This window comes from Corynebacterium bovis DSM 20582 = CIP 54.80 (assembly GCF_030408615.1).
Taxonomy (GTDB): Bacteria; Actinomycetota; Actinomycetes; order Mycobacteriales; family Mycobacteriaceae; genus Corynebacterium; species Corynebacterium bovis.
Genome location: NZ_CP047187.1, coordinates 716344 through 736519, shown reverse-complemented (window position 1 = coordinate 736519; position 20176 = coordinate 716344). Strand labels below are relative to the sequence as shown.

The window sequence follows — 20176 nt, the reverse complement described above, 5'->3', positions numbered from 1 at the left end:
CCGGACAGTCACCGGAAACGCGCGGCCACGACATCGCTCACACGTGCGAGACCGGGCCACGCCTCGGGCCGGCTCCCCGGGTGCAGCACGTGGACGAACAGCCGGTAGATCACGGCCCGGAGGACGAGCTGCGGGAAGTCCGGCAGGTGGGACCAGCGGTTGAGCAGGGTGTCCTCCGCGTTCGCCCAGGCCAGGGAGTCGACGATGAGCACGGCGACGGACCACCCGGCGGGCCGCCACGCGGGGACGATGTCGGTGACGACGGGGTCCGCCGCGCCGTCGTACGCCGTCGTGCCGAGGGCGTCCGCGTGGACGAGCTGGTCGGGCGCGGTGACCTCGTCGCGGAGCAGGACGAGGCCGACGACCTTCTCGATGGCCTGGGCGACGTCGTCACGGGGCACGCTGTCCGGGTCGAGGACCGCGCCGACGACCGCCGCCGGGTCGGGCGACCACGCCGCGTGCTCGGCGGCCGCGAGGATGTCCCGCTCCGACCACGTCCGCCCCGGTTCGGGCGCGGTGAGGAACGCGGGGCGTTCCTCGTCGCGCAGCGCCTCGTTGACCCGGAGCACCGTCGCGGCGGTCTCGTCGAACCGGGGGGCGCGGGCGCCGCTGAGGAAGGTCCTCGCGTTCCACCCGCCGACGGACCAGCGCCCGTCGGAGGACCGGATGGGCCGGGCGACGGCCACCCCGGCGGGCCGCACCCGGTCGAGGGTCTTCGCCGTCCACGTCGCCCGGGCGGGGTCGTCGGTCCAGCGCAGCACCGCCCTGTCGCAGCGCCACCCCCCGGCCCAGGCGTCGTCCAGCTCCACGGGGGTGGCGTGGCCGACCTGGAACCCGGAGAGGATGTGCAGCGGAGGAGCGGTCATGCCCATCACCCTAACCCAGTCCCGGCGTCCCCCGGGTGGCCCGCCTCCCACCAGCCGACGATGCCGCCGTCGACGTCGCGGACGTCGGAGAACCCCCGGTCCCGGAGCCGTCGCGCGGCCTCCGCCGAGCGCACGCCGCCGGCGCAGTACACGAGCAGCGGGGTGTCGTGCGGGAGTCCGCCGAGGTCGCCGAGATCGCCGTCGTCACCGTCATCGCCGAGGTCACCGTCGCGGAGGGTGCTGAGGGGGAGTCGCACGGGGTCGCCGAGGACACCCCCGGCCCATTCGGGGGGTTCCCGGACATCGACGACGACGCCCCCCTCCGCGGCGAACGCCCCCAGCCACGCCGTGTCGAGGTCGGCGGCGGCGACGCGACCGGGTGTCCCCGGGGCGGCCGGTCCGGTGCCGGGCACGTCCTCCCCGCCGTTCCGTTCGCCGTCCCGCTCGCCCCCGCCGTCCCGCTCGCCCCCGCCGTCCCGCTCGCCCCCGTCCCGCTCCCCACCCGTCCCGGCGACGGCGGAGACGTCGAAGCGCCGGAACACGGCCCGCTCCCCGTCCCACACGCCGAGGGTGCCGAGGAGCGTCCGGCCGTGGCCGGTGATGAGCTTGACGGTCTCGGCGGCCATCATCGTGCCGACGACCCCGGGCAGCACGCCGACGACCCCGCCGGTCGAGCAGTCCGGCACGGTCCCGTCCGGTGGCGGCGAGGGGAAGACGTCCCGCAGCGTCACGGCGGGCCCGCAGCCGGGCAGGGGCCGGTTCCAGAAGACGCTGACCTGCCCGTCGAACCGGGCGACCGACCCCCAGACGACGGGGAGCCCGAGCTCGGCGGCGAGGTCGGCGACGAGGTACCGCGTGTCGTAGTTGTCGCTGCCGTCGACGATGACGTCGTACCCGGCGAGCAGGTCCCGGATGTCCCCGTCGTCGCTGAGCCGCCGGTCGTGGGCGACGACCGTGACGTCCGGGTTGAGGTCCCGGATCCGCGCGGCGGCGGAGGCGGTCTTCGGCCGTCCGACGTCCGCGGTGCCGTGGATGACCTGGCGCTGGAGGTTCGACTCGTCGACGGTGTCGTCGTCGATGATCCCGAGGGTCCCGACCCCCGCCGCGGCGAGGTACAGCGCGACCGGGGACCCGAGCCCGCCGGCCCCGACGCACAGCACCCGCGCCGCGCGCAGCCGCCCCTGCCCGGTGAGGCCGATCCCGGGGAGGCTGAGGTGCCGCGCGTACCGTCCCCGCAGCCCGGGGGGCACGGCGACGGGGTCGACGAGCGGTGTGGGGCGGTCCGCCGCCGGGTCGCGCCCGTCCCGTGGGGCGGGGGCGGGGGTGCCGACGGCGGGGTCGCGCGGTGCGGGGTTCTCGGTCACGGTCGTCCTCCTGTGGTGCCTCGGTGGTCGCGTGGTCGTCCCGGTGTCGCCGGGCCCCGGGTCAGGAGGGGTGCGGCCAGGGGTTCGGCCGGCAGGTCACGTCGGTGTCGGGGTAGACCTCGTCCGGGTCGACGCCGTGGAGCTGCCGGTTGTTGAGGCTGATCGTCTGCTGCATCATGACCGGGGCGAGGCGGCCGTCCCCGGCGCACGGTTCGTGCGCGGCGAGGCCGATGCCGTGGCCGACCTCGTGGTTGATGACGTACTGGCGGTAGGCGCCGAGGTCGCCGTCGAACGTCGTCGCCCCCCGCACCCACCGGGACTCGTTGAGGACCACGCGGTTGCCGTCGGTGTAGAAGCAGCTGGTCTCGAGGGCGATCTGGCTGCCGCACAGCTGGTGCGTGGTGCCGGTGCTGGTGAGTTGGATCCGCAGGTCGGGGTCGGTCCCCGGGGTCGCGGCGACGTGCCGGACGGCGTACGCCGGGTCGCCGCTCCACGAGCGGGGGTCGGAGAGGGTCGCGTCGATCATCGCGGCGAAGGCGTCGTCGCCGCCGTACGTCGCGGGGTTGAGCGAGTCCTCCACCTCGACGGTGTACGTGAAGACCTTCCGTTGTCCCCGTCCGACCTGGTCACCGGGTGCGCCGACGGTCCGGTAGCGACCGCTGGAGCGGGTGGCGAACGGCCCACCCGGGGGCAGGTCCCCGAGTTTCCCGCGGGAGGGGGACGACGCCGACGCCCCCGCACCCGACGTCGGCGAGGCGGACGGCGTCGCGTCCCGGCCGGCGGGGGTGGACGCCGTCTCCCCGGTCCGGGAGGCGGCCGGGGCCGCGGCGTCCCCGCCGTCGTGCGGGGAGCGGAGCACGTCCACCCCGACGGCGACCGTGAGCACCGCGAGGACCACCGTGACGCCGAGTCCCCAGGTCAGCCCCCGTGAGTTCACCCTCCGTGCGTGCCGCCGGCCCGCCGTGGCCCGGCGCCGGCCCGGGGCGGCGCGGCGGTGGCCGGGGCCCCCGCCGGGCCTGCCTGTCGCGCCGGTTCCGTCTGCCCTGCCTGTCCTGTCTGTCGCGCCGGCCCTGTCTGCGCCGCCTGCCGCGCCGGCCGCCCGCGGCGGCGGGAGCGGACGCCGCTCCCGCCGGAGCAGCGGCCCGCCGGGCGTGGCCGCCTCCCCGTGGCCCGGTCCGGTCCCCTCCCCGTGCCGTGGTCCGGTCCCCGCCCCGCCGGGTGCCGCACTCCCCGCCCCGTGGCGGGCCCCGTCACCGCCGCCGGCACCTGCGTGCCGCGGTCGCCCGTCGCCGTGCCGTCTCTCCACTGGTCCGCCCTGTCCGCTCACCCTCAGTTGTGTCCGCCGTCAGCCGTCCCCACCGCCCCGCGGTGGCCCGTCGCTCAGATGAAGCCGACCGTCCGCGGGGAGGAGGTGCCGACCTCGATGTACGCGACCTGCTCGCGGACGAGGATGTGCCGCGAGCCCTTCGTGTCCTCCACGACGGCCGTGCGGTCGTCCCCGTCGAGGAAACCCTGCAGCCGGGAGACGAGGTCCGCCTGCTCACCCTCGGTGTTCACGGAAAGCTCACGCGGGCTGTGGACGAATCCGACCTTGATCTCCATAGGGGGTGCCTCTCACTTTCACATCGCATGTCAGGTGCAGTATCGTGACCATCATAGCGCCCGCGCGGACCCGTCCGCGGGGCCTCCCCGGAGGACCCGGACCGTCCCCGCCCGGACCCGTGCCCGCGCCCATCGCACATCGCAGGATGACAACCCCGCCGCGACCGGACCGCGGCCGGAGACCAGGAGGACCCGTGGAAGTATCCGGCGGCACCTTCCGTGCCCTCGGTGTCGCCGCCGAGATCGCCGACGCCCTCGAGGCGAACGGCATCACGGAGACGTTCTCGATTCAGGCGCTCACGCTCCCGCTCGCGCTCAACGGCACGGACATCATCGGCCAGGCGCGCACCGGCATGGGCAAGACGTACGGCTTCGGGGTCCCGATGCTGGACCGGTTGTTCGACGACGCCGGGGTGGAGGAGCTCGACGGCACGGTGCGGGGCCTCGTCATCGTCCCGACCCGCGAGCTCTGCCTGCAGGTGACGGACGACCTCCGCGTCGCGGCGCAGAATCTCGTCGTCCCCTCCCCCGACCATGAACCGGCCTCCGAGCGGCGGCCGTTCACCGTGACCTCCATCTACGGCGGGGTCCCCTTCGACCGGCAGACCCGGGCGCTGGAGGAGGGCACCGACGTCGTCGTCGGTACCCCCGGCCGCCTGCTCGACCTCTCCCGCCAGGGGTTCCTCGACCTGTCCCGGGTCCAGGTCCTCGTTCTCGACGAGGCCGACGAGATGCTGGACAAGGGCTTCCTCGACGACGTCACCGCGATCATGACGCAGACCTCGCAGCCCCGGCAGACGATGCTCTTCTCCGCGACGATGCCCGGCCCGATCGTCGCCCTGACCAGGACGTTCATGGACCGCCCGGTGCTCATCCGCGCGGACACGGTGACCGACGCGGCGACGCACGAGACGACGCGGCAGATCGTGTTCCAGTCCCACAAGCTCGACCGCATGAGCGTCCTCGCCCGCATCCTCCAGACCGACGGGCGCGGCCGGACGATCGTCTTCGCCCGCACGCGGCGGCAGGCGGCGATGGTCGCCAACGACCTCGCTGAGCTGGGCTTCGCCGTCGGCGCGGTGCACGGTGACATGGGGCAGCGGGACCGGGAGGCGTCGCTGGGGGCGTTCCGGGACGGGACGGTCGACGTCATCGTCGCCACCGACGTCGCGGCCCGGGGGATCGACGTCGACGACGTCACGCACGTCGTGAACTACCAGTCGCCGGAGGACGACAAGACGTACGTCCACCGCATCGGGCGGACGGGCCGCGCGGGCCACTCCGGCGTCGCCGTCACCCTCGTGGGCTGGGACGAGCTCACCCGGTGGCGGGCGATCGACGACGAGCTGCACCTCGGCCACCAGGACCCGCCGCAGTGGTTCAGCTCCAGCCCGGAGTTCCTCGCCGAGTTCGACCTGCCGGAGACGGTGACGGACCGGGTGGGCCCGCCCCGCCGGGTCCACGGCGGCCCGTCGGCGACGGCCCCGGCCCGGTCGTCGGGTCCGCGCGGCGGCGGGCGCGGTGGCGAGCGCGGGGAGTCCGCGGGACGCCCGGGGGCACGGCGGTCCGGCGGTGCGGGGGCACGGCGATGAGCGGCGGACGTCGGATCCGGCCGGAGCGCCGGACGCGTGCCGACCTCGCGGCGACGGGTGTCATCGCGGCGTGCGTCGTCGCGTCGGTCGCCGGGGTGTGGGGCTTGTCCGACGCCCGGGCGACGCACCACGAGGTCGCGGCGGAGCCGGTCGCGGCCGCCCCTGATCCGGACAGTGTCCCGACGAGCCTCACCACGGTGTGGCGCCAGCGCACGACGGCACCGGACCTGACGACGCTGGAGGGGACGGTCGTCGTCACCGACGGCTCGACCGTCTCCGGCGTCGCGGCGGCGACGGGCCGGACGGCCTGGTCGTACAGCCGGGACGTCGAGCTCTGCGGGGTGAGCGGGGCGTGGCGCCGGGTCGTCGCCGTGTACCGGGGGGAGCACGGCTGCGGGGACGTGACCTCCCTCGACGCCCGGTCCGGCGAGTACCGGCACACCCGGGCGGCGATCGCGGACGACGCGGTCGCGATGGTCCGCTCCCTCGACTCGGTGGGCACGGTCTCGCCGAACCGGGTCGAGCTGTGGCGGTCGGACCTCGTCCGGACGGTCGAGGTCGGCCGCCGGGAGACGCCGGTGAACAGTGAGCCGCAGCCGGGCGAGGACTGCGTCACGGACTCGGCCCTCACCCGCAAGGGGTTGCTCGCGGTCGCCCGGGACTGCCCGGACACGTCCGGGGACGGCGGGTCCGGGACCGGGGACGACGCCGCCTCCCCGCGGACCGCCCGCCACGTCGCCCTGATGAAGACCGCCCCGTCCTCCGCCTCGGAGCCGCAGGTCGACCATGACTTCACCGTGCCCGCCGGCGCGCAGCTCGTCGGGATCGCGGAGGACCGGGCCGTGATCTTCGTCCCCGGCACGGGTGTGCCGGCGAAGGACGCGGAGGACACGACGGGCAGCCGCTTCCAGGTGCTCGCGAAGGACGGCAGTTACACGCAGTACCCGGCGCAGCCGTCGACGTCGGTGCCGGCGGACGGCCCGCCGGCCACGGGCCCCGGCGGGGTGTTCACCCCGCGGACCGCCGACATGCCGCACCACATGACGTGGTTCGACGGCACGCGCGTCGTCGCCTTCGACCCGGCGACGCTGCGCCCGGACTTCACCGTCGACACGATCGGCACCGGCGCCGCGATGGCCGGCAAGCTGCTCCTCCCCGTGGTCAACGGCATCGCGGTCGTCGACGAGGGCGACGGTCACACGGAGCGGATCATCCCGGTGGACCGGGAGGGGTACGAGGGGACGGTGACGCTGCAGGTGCAGGGGTCGACGGTCGTCGAGAAGCGCGGCGACACCGTCGTCGGCCTCACCGGCTGACCGTCCGGGGTCGCACGGGCCGGCCCCGGCCCGGCCCCCACCGGGCGGTCGGCGCCCTCCCCCACCGGCCCGGCCCCGCCGGCCGGTCAGCACCCCCACCTGGCTGTCAGCACCCCCACCGGTCGGTCAGCGCCGGTCGCGGAACCTCCGGGCGGCCCACTCGACCGACACGGGGTTGAACAGCAGGGCCAGCCCGGCGACCGCGATGACGGCGGTCGGCACCGCGAGGTCCCAGCGCGAGGACTTCACCATGTAGTAGGCGATGAGCAGCAGGATGACGTGCACCATCGTCACCGGCGCGCGCCCCCAGCGCCGCCCGCGGGACAGCGCCCACCCGGCCGCGGCGACGAAACCGCCGATGACGATGAACCAGATGGCCGTGCCGTACCCGTACCCCCAGGCCTCCGACCCGGCGCCGGCGATCTGGACGTTGTCGTCGTGGAACCCGCTGGCCTGGGCGATGACGAGGTAGACCGCGAAGAGGAGGCCCACGACCCCCTCGACGAGGGCCATCCACCCGGCGGCCTTGACCGGCAGCGGCGGTGCGGGCGGCTCCTGCGGGGCGGTGCCCTCGGGACCGGTCGGGGTCCGGCGGGGGGACCGCTGCGAACGTCCGCGGGGGTCTCCCGTGGACGGTGTTCCCGTGGAGGAGGTCCGGTCAGCACTCATGGGTCCCCATTGTAGTTCGGCGGCGGACAGCGGCCGACCCGGCACCCTGCCGCCGTGCGTCCCGCCCGGGCGCGCCCGGTCCGGAGCCCCCGCACACCCCCACACACAGACAGAGCAGTACACCCTCACTTAGGTGTACTTCACCCCTGCGGTCGCACCCATCGCGACGTGCACACTTCGCCCCGGCGCCGCCCGCCGCCGCGCCCCCACCCCGGGCCGCCGGGACCGCGACTGACGCTCCGTCGCAGTTCACGCGCGGTGGCCGCGTCGTCCCCGACACCCGGGAACCGCGCACCGCACCGGACCCGACCGCCGACCGCACCGACCACCCCGCAACGCAAATAAAGTTCCTGTGAGGTTCGTCACAATCCCTCATCCACCCCTAGCCAGGGGCCGCACAGCATGTCATGATCTTCGTGTAACAACGAAGCGGCCGCCACGTGAACGGCCGGTGAACACCCGGGGTTCCCGTAACCCCGCCCGTCACCCCGTCACCGCGTGGCTCCCCTCCGTTTCCGGCGTCCGAGAGGATCGCGTCCGGCGCGCCCCGCGCGTGCCCCGGTCCACCCACGCCACACCTGCCCCGGATTCACGTCCACTGCACCGTGGACGGTCACTGCCGTGCGCTCCGTCGCCGGCTCCGACCGCCCGCCCTCCGCGGACCACGTCTCCTGTGCAGGCGAGCACCACCACACCCGGGACCCCCCGGGGACGACGACGCTGCACATCAACTGCACTGTGCATCAGACGACCACGAAGGAGACGATCACCATGGACTGGCGCCACAAGGCCGTGTGCCGCGAAGAGGACCCCGAGCTGTTCTTCCCGGTCGGGAACTCCGGCCCCGCCCTCGCCCAGATCGCGAAGGCCAAGCTTGTCTGCAACCGCTGCCCCGTCACGTCCCAGTGCCTGAACTGGGCCATCGAGTCCGGCCAGGACGCCGGCGTGTGGGGCGGCATGAGCGAGGACGAGCGCCGCGCCCTGAAGCGCCGCACGAACCGCGGCCGCACCCGTACGCGGGCGACGGTCTGACCCGTCGCCACCGAGGCTGTCCCGTGATTTCCGGGACACCCGCCGCCCCGGCTACACTGAGGCGGTTATCTTTTGTCCGGACCGATGGTCGATGAGGAGCCGAAATGAGCAAGCGAGGCCGTAAGCGCAAGGACCGCCGCAAGAACAAGGCGAACCACGGCAAGCGCCCGAACAGCTGAGCCGGCCCCACCGGCCAGCTCACGGCCCCGCCAGGGAGGCGATTCCCCGGCGGGGCCGTTGTCGTTCCCGGACGCGTCACGGCCCGGGGTGACACACCTCCGTGGCCGCCGCCGGACCCCCTCACGGCCCGGGGTAGCGCACCTCCGTCGCCGCCCCCCGGAACCCCCTCACGGCCCGGGGTAGCGCACCTCCGTCGTCCGGTTCGTCGTCCGGCGGGTGACCTGGGCCGTCTCCCCGTCCGCACCCCGGACGGTCTCGACGGTCGTCACGGTCGTCTCGGTGCGCAGGGCGGAGACGATCCGTCGCCGCAGGTCCGACGGCGCACTCGCCGTGCACCGGGTGCGGAGGATCTGCCGCACCTGCTGTTCGATCCCCAGGTGCTCGAGGCACGACGGACACCGGTCCACGTGGTCCTGGAGCCGGGCCCGCGTCCGGTCGTCGGTGCTGCCGTCAACGTACTCGTAGAGCACGGTCAGGAGTTCCTCGCACTCCGACCGTCGGCTGGTGTTCTCACTCGTCATCTCGTCTCCGCTCCTCACGCCTGTGTCACCGCGTCAGCGCTCGCGTCCGTCGTGCTCGTCGCCCGACCGTCCGCACCGGTGCCCGTGGCCGTGCCGGCACCGGCGCCCGCGGCCTTGCCCTTGCTCTTCGGTGTCGTGCGCGGCGTCGACCCGATGCCGTGTTCCGCCGCCACATCCTTCAACGCCGCGCGGAGCTGTTTCCGTCCCCGGTGCAACCGGCTCATGACGGTCCCGATCGGCGTGTCCATGATCTGGGCGATCTCCTTGTACGGCAGCTGCTCGACGTCGGCGTAGTAGACGACCATGCGGTAGTCGTCGCTGAGCGCCATGAGCGCGTCGCTGATGCGCGTGTCCGGGATCTGCCGCAGGGCCTCGACCTCGGCGGACTCCAGGCCCGTCGAGTCGTGGGACGCGGTCGCCGCGAGCTGCCAGTCCGTGACCTCGTCGGTCGGGGCCTCGACGGGCCGACGCTGCTTCTTCCGGTACCCGTTGATGTACGTGTTCGTGAGGATCCGGTAGAGCCACGCCTTGAGGTTCGTCCCCGGCTTGTAGGAGCCGAACGCCTGGTAGGCCTTCATGTAGGCGTCCTGCACGAGGTCCTGGGCGTCCGCCGGGTTGCGCGTCATCCGCAGGGCCGCGCCGTACAGCTGGTCCAGCAGCGGCAACGCGTCCTTCTCGAACCGGGCGAGCAGGTGCGCGTCGTCGTCGTCCGTACGTTTCACTGAAGGTGTCATGGGCTCCTCTCCCGCGGCCGCGTGATCGTGTCAACAGGCTGCCCCTCCATCCTATTCCCCCCGCGTGACACCGCCGCCCGGCCCGGCTCACCCGGGTCCGGGCCGCCAGGTCACCCGACTCACCGGGGTCCGGGCCGCCCCGGGTCCCCCGGCTCACCGGGGTCAGGGCCGTCGGCTCACCGGGGGGTGTCGCCGTCGGTCACCGGTCGCAGGAGCCCGGGGTCGTTGTTCCCGACGTTCCCCACCGCGGTCGACACGGGCCGGGACCGCAGTCCCGGCCGGTGCGGAGGCGTGGCCGCGAGGTCCCGCAGCCGTTCGTCACCGGGTGTTCCCGCGAGCCAGTCCCGGGCCTCCGCCGGGGTGAGCAGCCGGGGCATCCGGTCGTGCAGCCACCCGACCGGCTCGGCCGACGCGGTCGTGACGACGGTCATCCGCAGCTCCGTCGCCGGCGCCGCGCCGGCCCCCGACCCGTCCCCGGCCCCGTCCTGTCCCGCCGGGGCCGTATCCGTCCCCGCCGCACCCTGCGTCCCCGCGCCCTCCCGGGCGACGGTCCGGCACAGTCCGGCGACAACGAGCAGGGGCGCGGCGTCGTCCCCCTCCCCGTCCCCCTCCCGGTACCCCTCTCCGGGCTCCGTGGTGAGGTAGGGCTGCGACGCCCCGCCGGACCCGCCGCCGGGGCGGAACCACTCGTACCAGCCGTTCATGACGACGAGGCACGGCTCCGACCCGGCGAAGCTGCGCTTGTCGAAGACCGTCTCGCCCCGGGCGTTGAACAGCACCTTCCCCCCGGACGCCCACGGCGCCGGGTAGCCCCACCGGGCCGGCCCGACGGCGGCGACCGGCGACGCCCCGATGCCCGGTGCCGCGGCGGGGTCCGTCGGGTCCCCCTCCCCCACGGCACCGCCCGCCGCGGCCCCCTCCCCCACGGCCCGGACGACCGGGACGGTGTGCGTCGGGGCGATGTTGTAGCTCGGCCGCCACCCCCCGCCGACGGTCCCCACCCGGGACGGGGGCACGCCGAGCGTCTCCGCCACCGGACCGGTGATCTCCTCGAGGGTGCTGAACAGGACGTAGCGGCCACACATGCCGCCCCATCGTAGCCCCGGCCGGCCCGGTCCCGCCGCGACGACCGGGCACCCCGCCGGCGACCCGGCCCCGCGACCTGCACCCCGCTCCCGCCGGCGGCCCGGCCCCGACGACGGCGACCCCGGGCGCGCCCCGGGCCCCCGCCGTCCGCCCGGGGTGCGATAATCGGGGGCATGAGTGCCGCCACCCCCACACCCCGGGCCGCCACCGGCTCCGCACCGCAGTCCCCCACCGCCGGCGGGGACACCGGCCTGTGGCCCGCCCCCGTCGCCACCGCCCCGGTCACCGCCACGGTCACCGTCCCCGGTTCGAAGTCGATGACGAACCGGGCGCTCGTCCTCGCCGCCCTCGCCGACGGCCCCGGCACCGTCCACGGCGCCCTCCGCAGCCGGGACACCACCCTCATGGCGCAGGCCCTGCGCACCCTCGGGGCGACCGTCGACATCGACGGCGACAGCGTGCACGTCGTCCCCGGCCCCCTCCACGGCGGGGAGGTGGACTGCGGCCTCGCCGGGAACGTCATGCGGTTCATCCCGCCGCTCGCCGTCCTCGCCGACGGGGACGTCCTCCTCGACGGCGACCCGGCCGCGCGGCGACGCCCCATGGACGGCACCGTCTCCGGGCTGCGCGCCCTCGGGGCGACGGTGGAGAACACCGGCGACGGCCCCGGCCTGCCCCTGCGCGTCCACGGCACCGGGTCCTTCCGGGGCGGCGAGGTGCACATCGACGCCTCCGCCTCCTCCCAGTTCGTCTCCGGGCTCCTGCTCGCGGGGCCCCGGTACGACGCCGGGGTGACCGTCGTCCACACCGGTGACGCCGTGCCGAGCCTGCCCCACATCGAGATGACGGTCGAGATGCTCCGCCACGCCGGGGTGCGCGTCGACACCGCCCTCAACCGGTGGACCGTCCACCCCGGCCCCGTCGCGGCCCGCACGTGGACCGTCGAACCGGACCTCTCCAACGCGACGCCGTTCCTCGCCGCCGCCGCGGTGACCGGCGGGACCGTCCGGGTCACCGGCTGGCCGCAGACCACCACCCAGCCCGGCGACCAGATCCGGGTCATCCTCGAGGAGATGGGGGCGACCGTCGAGTACCACGCGGCCAGCGGGTCCCTCGAGGTCACCGGCCCGGAGGACCGGGCCTCCCTGCGGGGTCTCACCCTCGACATGCACGACATCGGCGAGCTCACCCCCACCGTCGCCGCCGTGTGCGCTCTCGCCGGGGGCCGGAGCCACCTCTACGGCGTGGCCCACCTCCGCGGCCACGAGACGGACCGCCTCGCCGCCCTCGCCGCCGAACTCGGCGCCCTCGGCGGCCGGGTCACCGAGACCGACGACGGGCTCACCATCGACCCCGCCCCCCTGCACGGCGGCACGTGGCACTCCTACGCCGACCACCGCATGGCGACCGCCGGGGCGATCATCGGCCTCGCCGTGCCCGGGGTGGCCGTCGAGGACATCGGCACGACGGCGAAGACGCTGCCCGACTTCGAGGCCCGGTGGGCCGACATGCTCGGGGCGTGACGGGGGTGGCGCGCAGCTCCGCCCGGTCCGGCCGTGGTGCCCGGGACTGGGACGAGTCCGACGTCCGCGTCCGCCCCGGGAAGGGCTCCCGCCCCCGGACGAAGGACCGGCCCTCCCACCTCGACGCGGAGACCGGGACGGTCGTCTCCCGCGACCGCGGGCGGTGGGGTGTCGTCCTCGACGACCGCCCGGAGACCCGGCTCCGGCCAGTGGTCTGCATGCGGGCCCGGGAGATGGGACGCACCGCCGTCGTCGTCGGCGACCGGGTCGGTGTCGTCGGTGACACGAGCGGCCGCCCCGGCACCCTCGCCCGCATCGTCCGCCTGGAGGAGCGCACGAGCGTGCTCCGCCGGACCGCGGACGACACCGACCCCTACGAGCGGGTCGTCGTGGCGAACGCCGACCGGCTGCTCATCGTCACCGCCCTCGCCGACCCGCCGCCCCGGGCGGGGCTCGTCGAACGGACCCTCGTCGCCGCGTTCGTCGGCGGCGTGACCCCCGTGCTGTGCCTGACGAAGACCGACCTCGCCGACGCCGAGGAGTTCACCGCCCAGTTCCGGGACCTCGACGTCGAGATCGTGCAGTGCGGGGTCCACGACCCGCTGGGGCCGGTGGAGGAGATCGTCCACAACCGGGTCACCGCGCTCGTCGGCCACTCCGGGGTCGGGAAGTCGACGCTGGTCAACCGGCTCGTCCCGGACGCGGACCGGGCGACCGGCTCCGTGTCGGGCGTCGGGAAGGGCCGGCACACGTCCTCGCAGTCCGTCGCGTTGCCGCTGCCGGACGGCGGGTGGATCATCGACACCCCCGGCATCCGCAGCTTCGGGCTCGCCCACGTGTCCCCCGACCAGGTCATCGAGGCGTTCGACGACCTCCGCGACGTCGTCGCGGACTGCCCGCGCGGGTGCACGCACATGGGGCCGCCCGCCGACCCGGAGTGCGCGCTGGACACGCTCACCGGGACGAGCGCGCGGCGCGTCACCGCCGTCCGGCAGCTCCTCGCCGCCCTGCGGACGAACCACGACTGGGAGTCCTGAGGGCTCGGGCCCGGGGCCCGGCCGTCAGAGCAGGTCGACGAGGAACGCGAGTTCCTTCGCGTCGTACCAGGACATGAGATTGTCCTCGCAGTCGCCGAGCATGATCTCCGCGTCACCGTCGCCGAGGTCCGCCCGGTCGATGACCTCCACGGCCGCGCGCGTCGCCGGCTCCGCGTCGGCGTCGTCGACGTGCACCGCCGCGAGCTGCGCGGTCGTCACGGTCGCCGGGTCGAGCCGCACGACGGCCTCCCCGTCCTCGGGGGCGAGGGTGAGCTTGTCGTCGTCGACGTCGACGGACAGGACCACCCGCCGGGCCGGGAAGCGTTCCTCGTCCTCGATGGCGAGCAGGCGCAGCGACGCCCGGGCGGCGTCGAGAAAGGCCTGGTACCCGATCTCCTCCTCATCGCCCGAGGTGTAGAACTCCCGCAGGGCGGGGGTGAGCGCGAACCCGACGCCGGAGCGCACCGGCATCGTCCCCTCCCCGGCGAGCACCCCGAGCATGTCGAACGTCGCCGGAACATACACGCGCACTAGAACTCCCCCTCGACGTCGAACAGGTTGACGATCTCCACGACCGCCCGGTCGAACTGCTGGTAGTACACGGCGACGAGGCCGTTCTCGACGGCGCCGCGGATGTTGAGGATCGAGTCGTCCACCAGCACGCAGTCACTCTGCGGCAGCTCCATCCGCTCGGCGGTGACCCGGAAGGCCTCCTCGCCGGGCTTCTCCGCCCCGATCTCACCGGAGAGGACGACGTGGTCGACGTACCCGGCCTCCTGCCACGTCCGGATGGGGTCGGCGCCGGAGCCGCCGGGGTCGTTGGACAGGATCGCCGTCGCCACCCCCTCCTGGCGGAGCGCCGTGAGGAGCTTCCGCCACCGGCGACGATCCTCCTCCGCCCCGTCGAGGACGCCACAGTAATCCACAATCAGTCCACGCATGCCGACCATTCTGCCACGCGGCCGGTTACGATGACCGGCATGGGGGTTGAGCAGCAGACGGACACCGGGGATCTCGTGCCGCTCGCCGGGGCCGTGTACCTGTTCCGGCCGGCGGGTGGGGACCGTGGGTGGGGGGACGACGCCGTGCGTACGCCGCACGGCGGCGGGCCGGGTGGTGGCGCGGCGGGCCGTGCGCCGGTGGGTGGCGTGGCGCGTGGCACAGCCGGCGGGCCGGTGGGTGGCGCGGCGGGGCGTGCGCCGGGTGGCGGCGCTGCAGGTGGCGCGGCGGGTGGTACAGCCGGTGGCGCGGCGGGTGGCACAGCCGGCGGCGGGCGTCCGGTGGCGGCCGCCGCGGTGACGCGACCGCCGGCGGCGACGGTGCACCGGTTGCTGACGTTCTGGTTGGAGGCCCGCGACGGGGCGCGGTCACCGGCCGTCCTCGCGCGGGGACCGTTCGCCCGTGAGGTCGTGGAGCACCTGCGGGCACGGCGGCGGGTCGGCGCACCGGTGGCGAGCACCCCGTCCCGGGTGCTGTCGGTCCACGTGTCCCCGGCGACGACGGCCGCGTCACACCGCTCGCGGTTCTGCGCGTCGGCGCGGGTGGAGGGCCGGGTGCGGGCGCTCGCCGGGGTGCTCGACGCGACCGACGGCGGCTGGACGCTCGCCGCGGTGCAGCTCATCTGAACGGCGGCGGGCCCCGGCGTACCGCCGGGGCCCGCGTGGAACCGCTCGCGTCGGGAGGGGGCGGCGGTCAGCCGCCGATCGTGGCCTGCGGGACGGCCTGCCCCGGGCCCTCGTCGTCCCGGTTGGCCTCGCTGTCCGCCGGGTCCTCGACGCGCACCGGGCCCTGGTCGAGCTGCCGGCGCACGAGGAAGAGCTGCCGGACCGTCTCCTCCTGGATGCCGTCCTTCATGCGGGTGAACATGTCCCCGCCCTCACGCTGGTACTCCACGAGGGGGTCGCGCTGCGCCATCGCGCGCAGGCCGATGCCCTCCTTGAGGTAGTCCATCTCGTAGAGGTGCTCGCGCCACTTCTGGTCGACGACGTTGAGCAGCGCCGCGCGCTCCATGCCCCGCATCTGGTCCTCGCCGCCGATCGCCGTGACCGCGGACTCGAGCTCGTCGTACTGGGCGTTCGCGTCCTTCTTCAGCGCCTCGAGCAGCTGGGAGGCGGACAGCTCGCCGGGCTTGCCGTACTCGTCCCCGGCGACGAGCTCCTCGTGGGAGAACGTCGGACCGTACAGGGACTCCAGGGCGTGCCACAGGGCGTCGAGGTCCCAGTCCTCCACGTACCCCTCGGCCGTCGCGCTGTCGACGTACGCCGTGATCGTGTCGTCCATCATCCGGCGGATCTGCCGGGCGACGTCCTCGCCCTCGAGGATCTGGCGGCGCTCGCCGTAGATGACCTTGCGCTGCTCGTTGAGGACCTCGTCGTACTTGAGGACGTTCTTGCGCATCTCGAAGTTGGAGTTCTCCACCTGCGACTGCGCGCCCTTGATCGCGTTCGTCACCATCTTCGAGTCGATGGGCATGTCGTCCGGCACGTTGAGGCGGTTCATCATCGCCTCCATGCGGCCGCCGACGAAGCGGGTCATGAGCTCGTCACGCATCGAGAGGTAGAACCGCGTCTCGCCCGGGTCACCCTGACGGGCGGAGCGGCCTCGCAGCTGGTTGTCGATACGCCGGGACTCGTGCCGCTCGGTGCCGAGGACGTAGAGGCCACCGGCCTCGATGACCTTCTCCGCCTCCTTCTTCGACGTCGCGCGGCACTTCTCGATCTCCTCGTCCCACGCGGCCTCGTACTCCTCCGGCGTCTCCACCGGGTCGAGCCCACGCTCACGGAGGTTGATGTCCGCGATGATGTCCGGGTTGCCGCCGAGGACGATGTCCGTACCACGGCCGGCCATGTTCGTCGCGACGGTCACCGCGCCGGCCCGGCCGGCCTGCGCGACGATCTGCGCCTCCTGCTCGTGGTACTTCGCGTTGAGCACGTTGTGGCGGACCCCGCGGCTCTGGAGCAGGCGGGACAGGTACTCGGAGCGCTCGACGGACGTCGTGCCGACGAGCACCGGCTGGCCCTTCTCGACCCGCTCGGCGATGTCGTCGGCGACGGCGGCGAACTTCGCCTCCTGCGTCTTGTAGACGAGGTCGACGCGGTCCTCACGCTGGTTCGGCTTGTTCGTCGGGATCGGCGCGACGTCGAGCTTGTAGATCGACTTCAGCTCCGACGCCTCGGTCTCGGCCGTACCGGTCATCCCGGCGAGCTTGTCGTAGAGGCGGAAGTAGTTCTGGAGGGTGACGGTGGCGAGCGTCTGGTTCTCGTTCTTGATCTCGACGCCCTCCTTCGCCTCGATCGCCTGGTGCATGCCCTCGTTGTACCGCCGGCCGTCGAGGATGCGGCCCGTGAACTCGTCGACGATGAGCACCTCACCGTTGCGGACGATGTAGTCCTTGTCCCGGGTGAACAGCTCCTTCGCCTTGATGGCGTTGTTGAGGTAGCTCACGAGCTGGGAGTGCTCCGGGGAGTACAGGTTGTCGATCCCGAGCTGGTCCTCGACGAGTTCGACGCCCTCCTCCCGGACGCCGATGGTCTTCTTGCGCTCGTCCACGTCGTAGTGGATGTCGCGGGTCATCTTCGGCACGATGCGGCTGAAGGCGGTGAACCACTGGGAGGAGCCGCCGACCGGCCCGGAGATGATGAGCGGCGTCCGCGCCTCGTCGATGAGGATCGAGTCGACCTCGTCGACGATGGCGTAGTTGTGGCCGCGCTGGACGAGGTCGTCCAGGGAGTGGGCCATGTTGTCGCGGAGGTAGTCGAACCCGAACTCGTTGTTCGTGCCGTACGTGATGTCCGCGTTGTACGCCTCGCGACGCTCCGCCGGCTGCTTGTCCGAGAGGATGACGTCCGTGGTCAGGCCGAGGAAGCGGTGGACACGGCCCATCCACTCCGAGTCACGCCGGGCCAGGTAGTCGTTCACCGTGACGACGTGCACACCCTTGCCGGCGAGGGCGTTGAGGTACGCCGGGAGCACACAGGTGAGGGTCTTGCCCTCACCGGTCTTCATCTCGGCGACATAGCCCCAGTGGAGGGCGGCACCGCCCATGACCTGGACCCGGTAGTGCTTCTGGCCGAGCACCCGCCACGACGCCTCCCGGGCGACCGCGAAGGCGTCGAGAAGGATGTCGTCGAGAGAGGAGCCGTCGGCGAGCTGCGACCGGAACTCCTCGGTCTTCGCGCGCAGCTCGTCGTCGCTGAGCCCGGAGTACGTGTCCTCCAGCGCGATGACCTGGTCCGCGACCGCACCGAGGCGCTTGACTGCGCGACCTTCACCCAGGCGGAGAATCTTGGAGAGTCCTAGCACGTGCAGAGTGTCCTTACGTCGGAAAAAATCAGGTGACCCGGAGGGTCCGCCGGCGACCGTGGTGCGACCGTGAGGTGCCCGGTGGTGTCCGTGCGCTCCCGCCGGTGCCCGCCGGACAGGTCCCGACGTCGCCGGGACAGCCGCCGCACCGGACGCTCCGGACGGGCACAGTTGGAGCACCAGTGTACCCCCCGCGCCGCCCTTTCCCCCACCCCAACGGGGACGCCCCCCTCACCTCCCCCTCACCTCCCCCTCACCGCGCCCTCACCGCGCCCGCCCGGACCCCACGCCGCCCCACCCCGCGGCGCTCCCCCCGGTCCGGGTGGGTTCCCGGTGTCAGACCGCGTCGTCACCCCCCCCGGCGTCAGCCGGCGGCCTCCGCCGTCTCCGCGGCACCGGCGGCGTCGGCGGCGTCGGGCTCGGTGAGCGCGATGAGACCGTAGTCGTAGGCGTGGCGCCGGTAGACGACGGAGGGTCGGCCCGTCTCCTCGTTGACGAAGAGGAAGAAGTCGTGCCCCACGAGCTCCATCCGGCTCAGCGCGTCGTCGACGGACATCGGGATCGCGGCGTGCTCCTTGCGCCGGACCACCCGGCCGGGCTCGAACTGCTCGGCGTAGGGGTCGACGTCGAACGGACCGGGGGACGTCTCACCCGCGGTGCCCCCGGCGCCCGCGGCCCCGGACCCGGCCTCGCCCTCCGGCGACCGCAGCCCCTCCTCGACGAGACCGGCGGTGGCCTCCCCCACGGAGATCGGGGCCCGGTGCCCGGACCGGCTGATGCTGCGACGGGCCTTGACCTTGCGCAGCGACCGCTCCATCTTCGCCATGACGGACTCCAGGGCGGCGTAGAAGTTCTCCTCCTTCGCCTCCGCCCGGGCGATGTGCCCCTTGCCCGTCGCGGTGACCTGGATGCGGTCGGCCTCGTCGGCGCGGCGGGGGTTGCGTTCGTGGGTGAGTTCGACGTGGAAGGAGGTCAGCGTGGTGTCGAGGCGCTCGATCTTCGCGAGCTTCGCGTTCACCCGTTCCTGGAAGTGCTCGGGGACCTCGACGTTACGGCCGGTGATCTCGACGTGCGCCTGCGGAGCGGCCGGCGCCTCGGCGCCGGTGGGGGTGCTGGGGTTCTGGACAGTCGACATGGACAACCTCCCGGTCTCTGGCACCGGTGCCGGTGAGCGGGATTGCCCTCCGGACTTCACCGGTGACGACGTTCCACCACTGATCGTACGTCAGCGGGACACCCCGCGGTCGCCTCTCGGCCGACATCCGTTCACCCCGGGGCCACCCGCGTTCACCGTCCCGTCACCCGCCGGGCGCGGGGCGGGGTGTCCGGGCGGGGTGCGGGGCGGGTGCCGGGTGCAGGGTGCAGGGCCGGTCGCGGGGCGGGGTGCGGGGCGGGTGCAGGGTGCGGGGCGGGTGCCGGGTGCCGGGTGCCGGGCGCGGGGCGGGGCGCGGGTCACCCGGCGGCGACGACGACGGCCGCGTCCACCCGCACGCCCGCCGCGGCAAGGGCCAGCGCGAACTGGGTCACCGTCGCCCCCGTGGTGAGGACGTCGTCCACGACGACGACCGCCCGCCCGCGGGCCGCCCGCGCCAACCCCCGCGCCGCGCGGTCGTCGAGGACGATCCCGGACGCCGTGTTCCTCCGGCGGGCGGCCCGGCCCTGGCCGACCGAGTCCGGCGTCCCCTCCCGCACCCGCCCCGGCGCGGCGACCGTCCCTCCCCACGGCAGTCCCGCGACGGCGGCCCGGGCCATGCGCGACACGACGTCCCCGCCCCGGTTCCGGGCGGCGGACCGCCGCGTCGGCGCGGCGACGAGCACGGGGGCGGCCCCGGGCCCCGGGACGGGCAGCAGGCCCCGGGCCGTGAGGTCGCGCACCGCCGCGCCGAGGCACGCCCCGGCGACGTCGACGGCGTCCCGCCGCAGGTGGTCCTTCGCCGCGAGCACGAGCATCCGGTGCGCGCCGCCGTAGGGGCCGCACGCGAGGACGGGGAACGGCGGCGCGGTCGCGACGGGGGTGACGAGGTCCGGCGGCGCGGACAGGGCACGCGCGCAGTCGCGGCACAGCCCCGGGGCGCCCGGCCCCACCGCCGGGGCCGTCGCGGGGTCCACCGAGGGGGTCGACGCCGGGACCGCCGCGCGGGTCGCCGGGGACCACGCCCGGGGAGGTGCCGTGGGGGTCGCGGCCGGGGCGGTCGCGGTGTCCACCGGCCGGCCGCAGCACATGCAGTCCCGCCGCCAGACGAGCTCCGCGGCCGCGGCGAGGCCGCCGACGACGCCCCCGACCAGCGCCCCGGCCACCCCCGCGGACCGGGCCGTCGTCCCCGGACGTCCCCACCGGCCGGCGCCCATCAC

Annotated in this window: 20 protein-coding genes; 7 read left to right on the top strand and 13 right to left on the bottom strand. The window is 74.3% G+C overall.

The features are described 5' to 3' along the window. Window positions 1–8: 8 nt before the first annotated feature. The 4 genes from CBOVI_RS02880 to CBOVI_RS02865 form a co-directional block, all read right to left on the bottom strand. Complete coding sequence (locus tag CBOVI_RS02880; RefSeq protein ID WP_125173344.1) at window positions 9–866, bottom strand: TIGR02569 family protein; 858 nt, start codon at window positions 864–866, stop codon at window positions 9–11. A gap of 5 nt (window positions 867–871) precedes the next feature. Then, entirely contained in the window at window positions 872–2230 is a 1359-nt protein-coding gene (locus tag CBOVI_RS02875; RefSeq protein ID WP_010271219.1) for a ThiS adenyltransferase ThiF, read from the bottom strand. Window positions 2231–2291: 61 nt separating this feature from the next. Then, complete coding sequence (locus tag CBOVI_RS02870) at window positions 2292–3167, bottom strand: DUF3152 domain-containing protein (RefSeq protein WP_010271222.1); 876 nt, start codon at window positions 3165–3167, stop codon at window positions 2292–2294. A 443-nt stretch (window positions 3168–3610) separates the two neighbouring features. Further along, a complete protein-coding gene (locus CBOVI_RS02865) occupies window positions 3611–3832 on the bottom strand; it encodes a DUF3107 domain-containing protein (protein ID WP_010272114.1) in 222 nt (73 codons plus the stop codon). Window positions 3833–4026: 194 nt separating this feature from the next. On the opposite strand from CBOVI_RS02865, the gene CBOVI_RS02860 reads away from it, so the two are divergent. Beyond that, entirely contained in the window at window positions 4027–5424 is a 1398-nt protein-coding gene (locus CBOVI_RS02860) for a DEAD/DEAH box helicase (protein WP_244925663.1), read from the top strand. Further along, window positions 5421–6740 carry an Rv3212 family protein gene (locus CBOVI_RS02855; protein WP_029157797.1) on the top strand — a complete coding sequence of 440 codons (1320 nt, stop codon included), beginning with the start codon at window positions 5421–5423 and terminating at the stop codon, window positions 6738–6740. The genes CBOVI_RS02860 and CBOVI_RS02855 overlap by 4 nt, the downstream gene beginning before the upstream one ends. Window positions 6741–6866: 126 nt before the next feature. Here CBOVI_RS02855 and CBOVI_RS02850 read toward each other — a convergent pair whose 3' ends face one another. Next, window positions 6867–7409: a hypothetical protein gene (locus CBOVI_RS02850; RefSeq protein WP_232625821.1), complete on the bottom strand. Its 543-nt coding sequence runs from the start codon at window positions 7407–7409 to the stop codon at window positions 6867–6869. Between the two features lie 771 nt (window positions 7410–8180). Here CBOVI_RS02850 and CBOVI_RS02845 point away from each other — a divergent pair. After that, complete coding sequence (locus CBOVI_RS02845) at window positions 8181–8441, top strand: WhiB family transcriptional regulator (protein ID WP_029157795.1); 261 nt, start codon at window positions 8181–8183, stop codon at window positions 8439–8441. Between the two features lie 104 nt (window positions 8442–8545). After that, entirely contained in the window at window positions 8546–8620 is a 75-nt protein-coding gene (locus tag CBOVI_RS10860) for a 50S ribosomal protein bL37 (protein WP_014300525.1), read from the top strand. Window positions 8621–8788: 168 nt separating this feature from the next. On the opposite strand, the gene rsrA is transcribed toward CBOVI_RS10860, so the two are convergent. The 3 genes from rsrA to CBOVI_RS02830 form a co-directional block, all read right to left on the bottom strand. Further along, window positions 8789–9142 carry a mycothiol system anti-sigma-R factor gene (rsrA, locus tag CBOVI_RS02840; protein ID WP_010267135.1) on the bottom strand — a complete coding sequence of 118 codons (354 nt, stop codon included), beginning with the start codon at window positions 9140–9142 and terminating at the stop codon, window positions 8789–8791. Between the two features lie 14 nt (window positions 9143–9156). Next, a complete protein-coding gene (locus CBOVI_RS02835; RefSeq protein ID WP_083826005.1) occupies window positions 9157–9876 on the bottom strand; it encodes a sigma-70 family RNA polymerase sigma factor in 720 nt (239 codons plus the stop codon). Window positions 9877–10052: 176 nt separating this feature from the next. Next, window positions 10053–10961, bottom strand: a complete 909-nt coding sequence (locus CBOVI_RS02830; protein ID WP_125187140.1) for an SOS response-associated peptidase — start codon at window positions 10959–10961, stop codon at window positions 10053–10055. A 174-nt stretch (window positions 10962–11135) separates the two neighbouring features. Here CBOVI_RS02830 and aroA point away from each other — a divergent pair, with 174 nt between their 5' ends. Next, window positions 11136–12485: a 3-phosphoshikimate 1-carboxyvinyltransferase gene (aroA, locus tag CBOVI_RS02825; protein WP_010268040.1), complete on the top strand. Its 1350-nt coding sequence runs from the start codon at window positions 11136–11138 to the stop codon at window positions 12483–12485. A gap of 5 nt (window positions 12486–12490) precedes the next feature. After that, window positions 12491–13522, top strand: coding sequence for a ribosome small subunit-dependent GTPase A (rsgA, locus tag CBOVI_RS02820; protein ID WP_029157846.1), 1032 nt, complete (start codon window positions 12491–12493; stop codon window positions 13520–13522). A 24-nt stretch (window positions 13523–13546) separates the two neighbouring features. Here the strand turns inward: rsgA and CBOVI_RS02815 are convergent, their stop codons facing one another. Together CBOVI_RS02815 and CBOVI_RS02810 are read right to left on the bottom strand one after the other, a co-directional pair. Next, window positions 13547–14053 (bottom strand): DUF6912 family protein, encoded by a 507-nt coding sequence (locus CBOVI_RS02815; protein ID WP_010268033.1) that lies wholly within the window; start codon window positions 14051–14053, stop codon window positions 13547–13549. Further along, window positions 14053–14463, bottom strand: coding sequence for an HAD family hydrolase (locus CBOVI_RS02810; RefSeq protein WP_010268030.1), 411 nt, complete (start codon window positions 14461–14463; stop codon window positions 14053–14055). The genes CBOVI_RS02815 and CBOVI_RS02810 overlap by 1 nt, the downstream gene beginning before the upstream one ends. A 39-nt stretch (window positions 14464–14502) precedes the next feature. Here CBOVI_RS02810 and CBOVI_RS02805 point away from each other — a divergent pair, with 39 nt between their 5' ends. Beyond that, window positions 14503–15147, top strand: coding sequence for an Rv3235 family protein (locus tag CBOVI_RS02805; RefSeq protein WP_125187141.1), 645 nt, complete (start codon window positions 14503–14505; stop codon window positions 15145–15147). A 67-nt stretch (window positions 15148–15214) separates the two neighbouring features. On the opposite strand, the gene secA is transcribed toward CBOVI_RS02805, so the two are convergent. The 3 genes from secA to CBOVI_RS02790 all read right to left on the bottom strand — a co-directional run bounded on the left by secA (window position 15215) and on the right by CBOVI_RS02790 (window position 20173). Continuing rightward, window positions 15215–17824, bottom strand: a complete 2610-nt coding sequence (gene secA, locus CBOVI_RS02800) for a preprotein translocase subunit SecA (protein ID WP_010271633.1) — start codon at window positions 17822–17824, stop codon at window positions 15215–15217. 364 nt (window positions 17825–18188) lie between these two features. After that, window positions 18189–18959 carry a ribosome hibernation-promoting factor, HPF/YfiA family gene (hpf, locus tag CBOVI_RS02795; protein ID WP_010271630.1) on the bottom strand — a complete coding sequence of 257 codons (771 nt, stop codon included), beginning with the start codon at window positions 18957–18959 and terminating at the stop codon, window positions 18189–18191. A 317-nt stretch (window positions 18960–19276) separates the two neighbouring features. Next, window positions 19277–20173 (bottom strand): phosphoribosyltransferase family protein, encoded by an 897-nt coding sequence (locus CBOVI_RS02790; RefSeq protein WP_125187143.1) that lies wholly within the window; start codon window positions 20171–20173, stop codon window positions 19277–19279. Between the last annotated feature and the right edge of the window lie 3 nt (window positions 20174–20176).

Bases quoted from the DNA above. Each gene is read 5' to 3' on its own strand.
- CBOVI_RS02880 (WP_125173344.1), bottom strand. From the start codon at position 866: ATGACCGCTCCTCCGCTGCACATCCTCTCCGGGTTCCAGGTCGGCCAC.
- CBOVI_RS02865 (WP_010272114.1), bottom strand. From the start codon at position 3,832: ATGGAGATCAAGGTCGGATTCGTCCACAGCCCGCGTGAGCTTTCCGTG.
- CBOVI_RS02855 (WP_029157797.1), top strand. From the start codon at position 5,421: ATGAGCGGCGGACGTCGGATCCGGCCGGAGCGCCGGACGCGTGCCGAC.
- CBOVI_RS02850 (WP_232625821.1), bottom strand. From the start codon at position 7,409: ATGAGTGCTGACCGGACCTCCTCCACGGGAACACCGTCCACGGGAGAC.
- CBOVI_RS02845 (WP_029157795.1), top strand. From the start codon at position 8,181: ATGGACTGGCGCCACAAGGCCGTGTGCCGCGAAGAGGACCCCGAGCTG.
- rsrA (WP_010267135.1), bottom strand. From the start codon at position 9,142: ATGACGAGTGAGAACACCAGCCGACGGTCGGAGTGCGAGGAACTCCTG.
- CBOVI_RS02835 (WP_083826005.1), bottom strand. From the start codon at position 9,876: ATGACACCTTCAGTGAAACGTACGGACGACGACGACGCGCACCTGCTC.
- CBOVI_RS02830 (WP_125187140.1), bottom strand. From the start codon at position 10,961: ATGTGTGGCCGCTACGTCCTGTTCAGCACCCTCGAGGAGATCACCGGT.
- aroA (WP_010268040.1), top strand. From the start codon at position 11,136: ATGAGTGCCGCCACCCCCACACCCCGGGCCGCCACCGGCTCCGCACCG.
- CBOVI_RS02810 (WP_010268030.1), bottom strand. From the start codon at position 14,463: ATGCGTGGACTGATTGTGGATTACTGTGGCGTCCTCGACGGGGCGGAG.
- CBOVI_RS02805 (WP_125187141.1), top strand. From the start codon at position 14,503: ATGGGGGTTGAGCAGCAGACGGACACCGGGGATCTCGTGCCGCTCGCC.
- hpf (WP_010271630.1), bottom strand. From the start codon at position 18,959: ATGTCGACTGTCCAGAACCCCAGCACCCCCACCGGCGCCGAGGCGCCG.
- CBOVI_RS02790 (WP_125187143.1), bottom strand. From the start codon at position 20,173: ATGGGCGCCGGCCGGTGGGGACGTCCGGGGACGACGGCCCGGTCCGCG.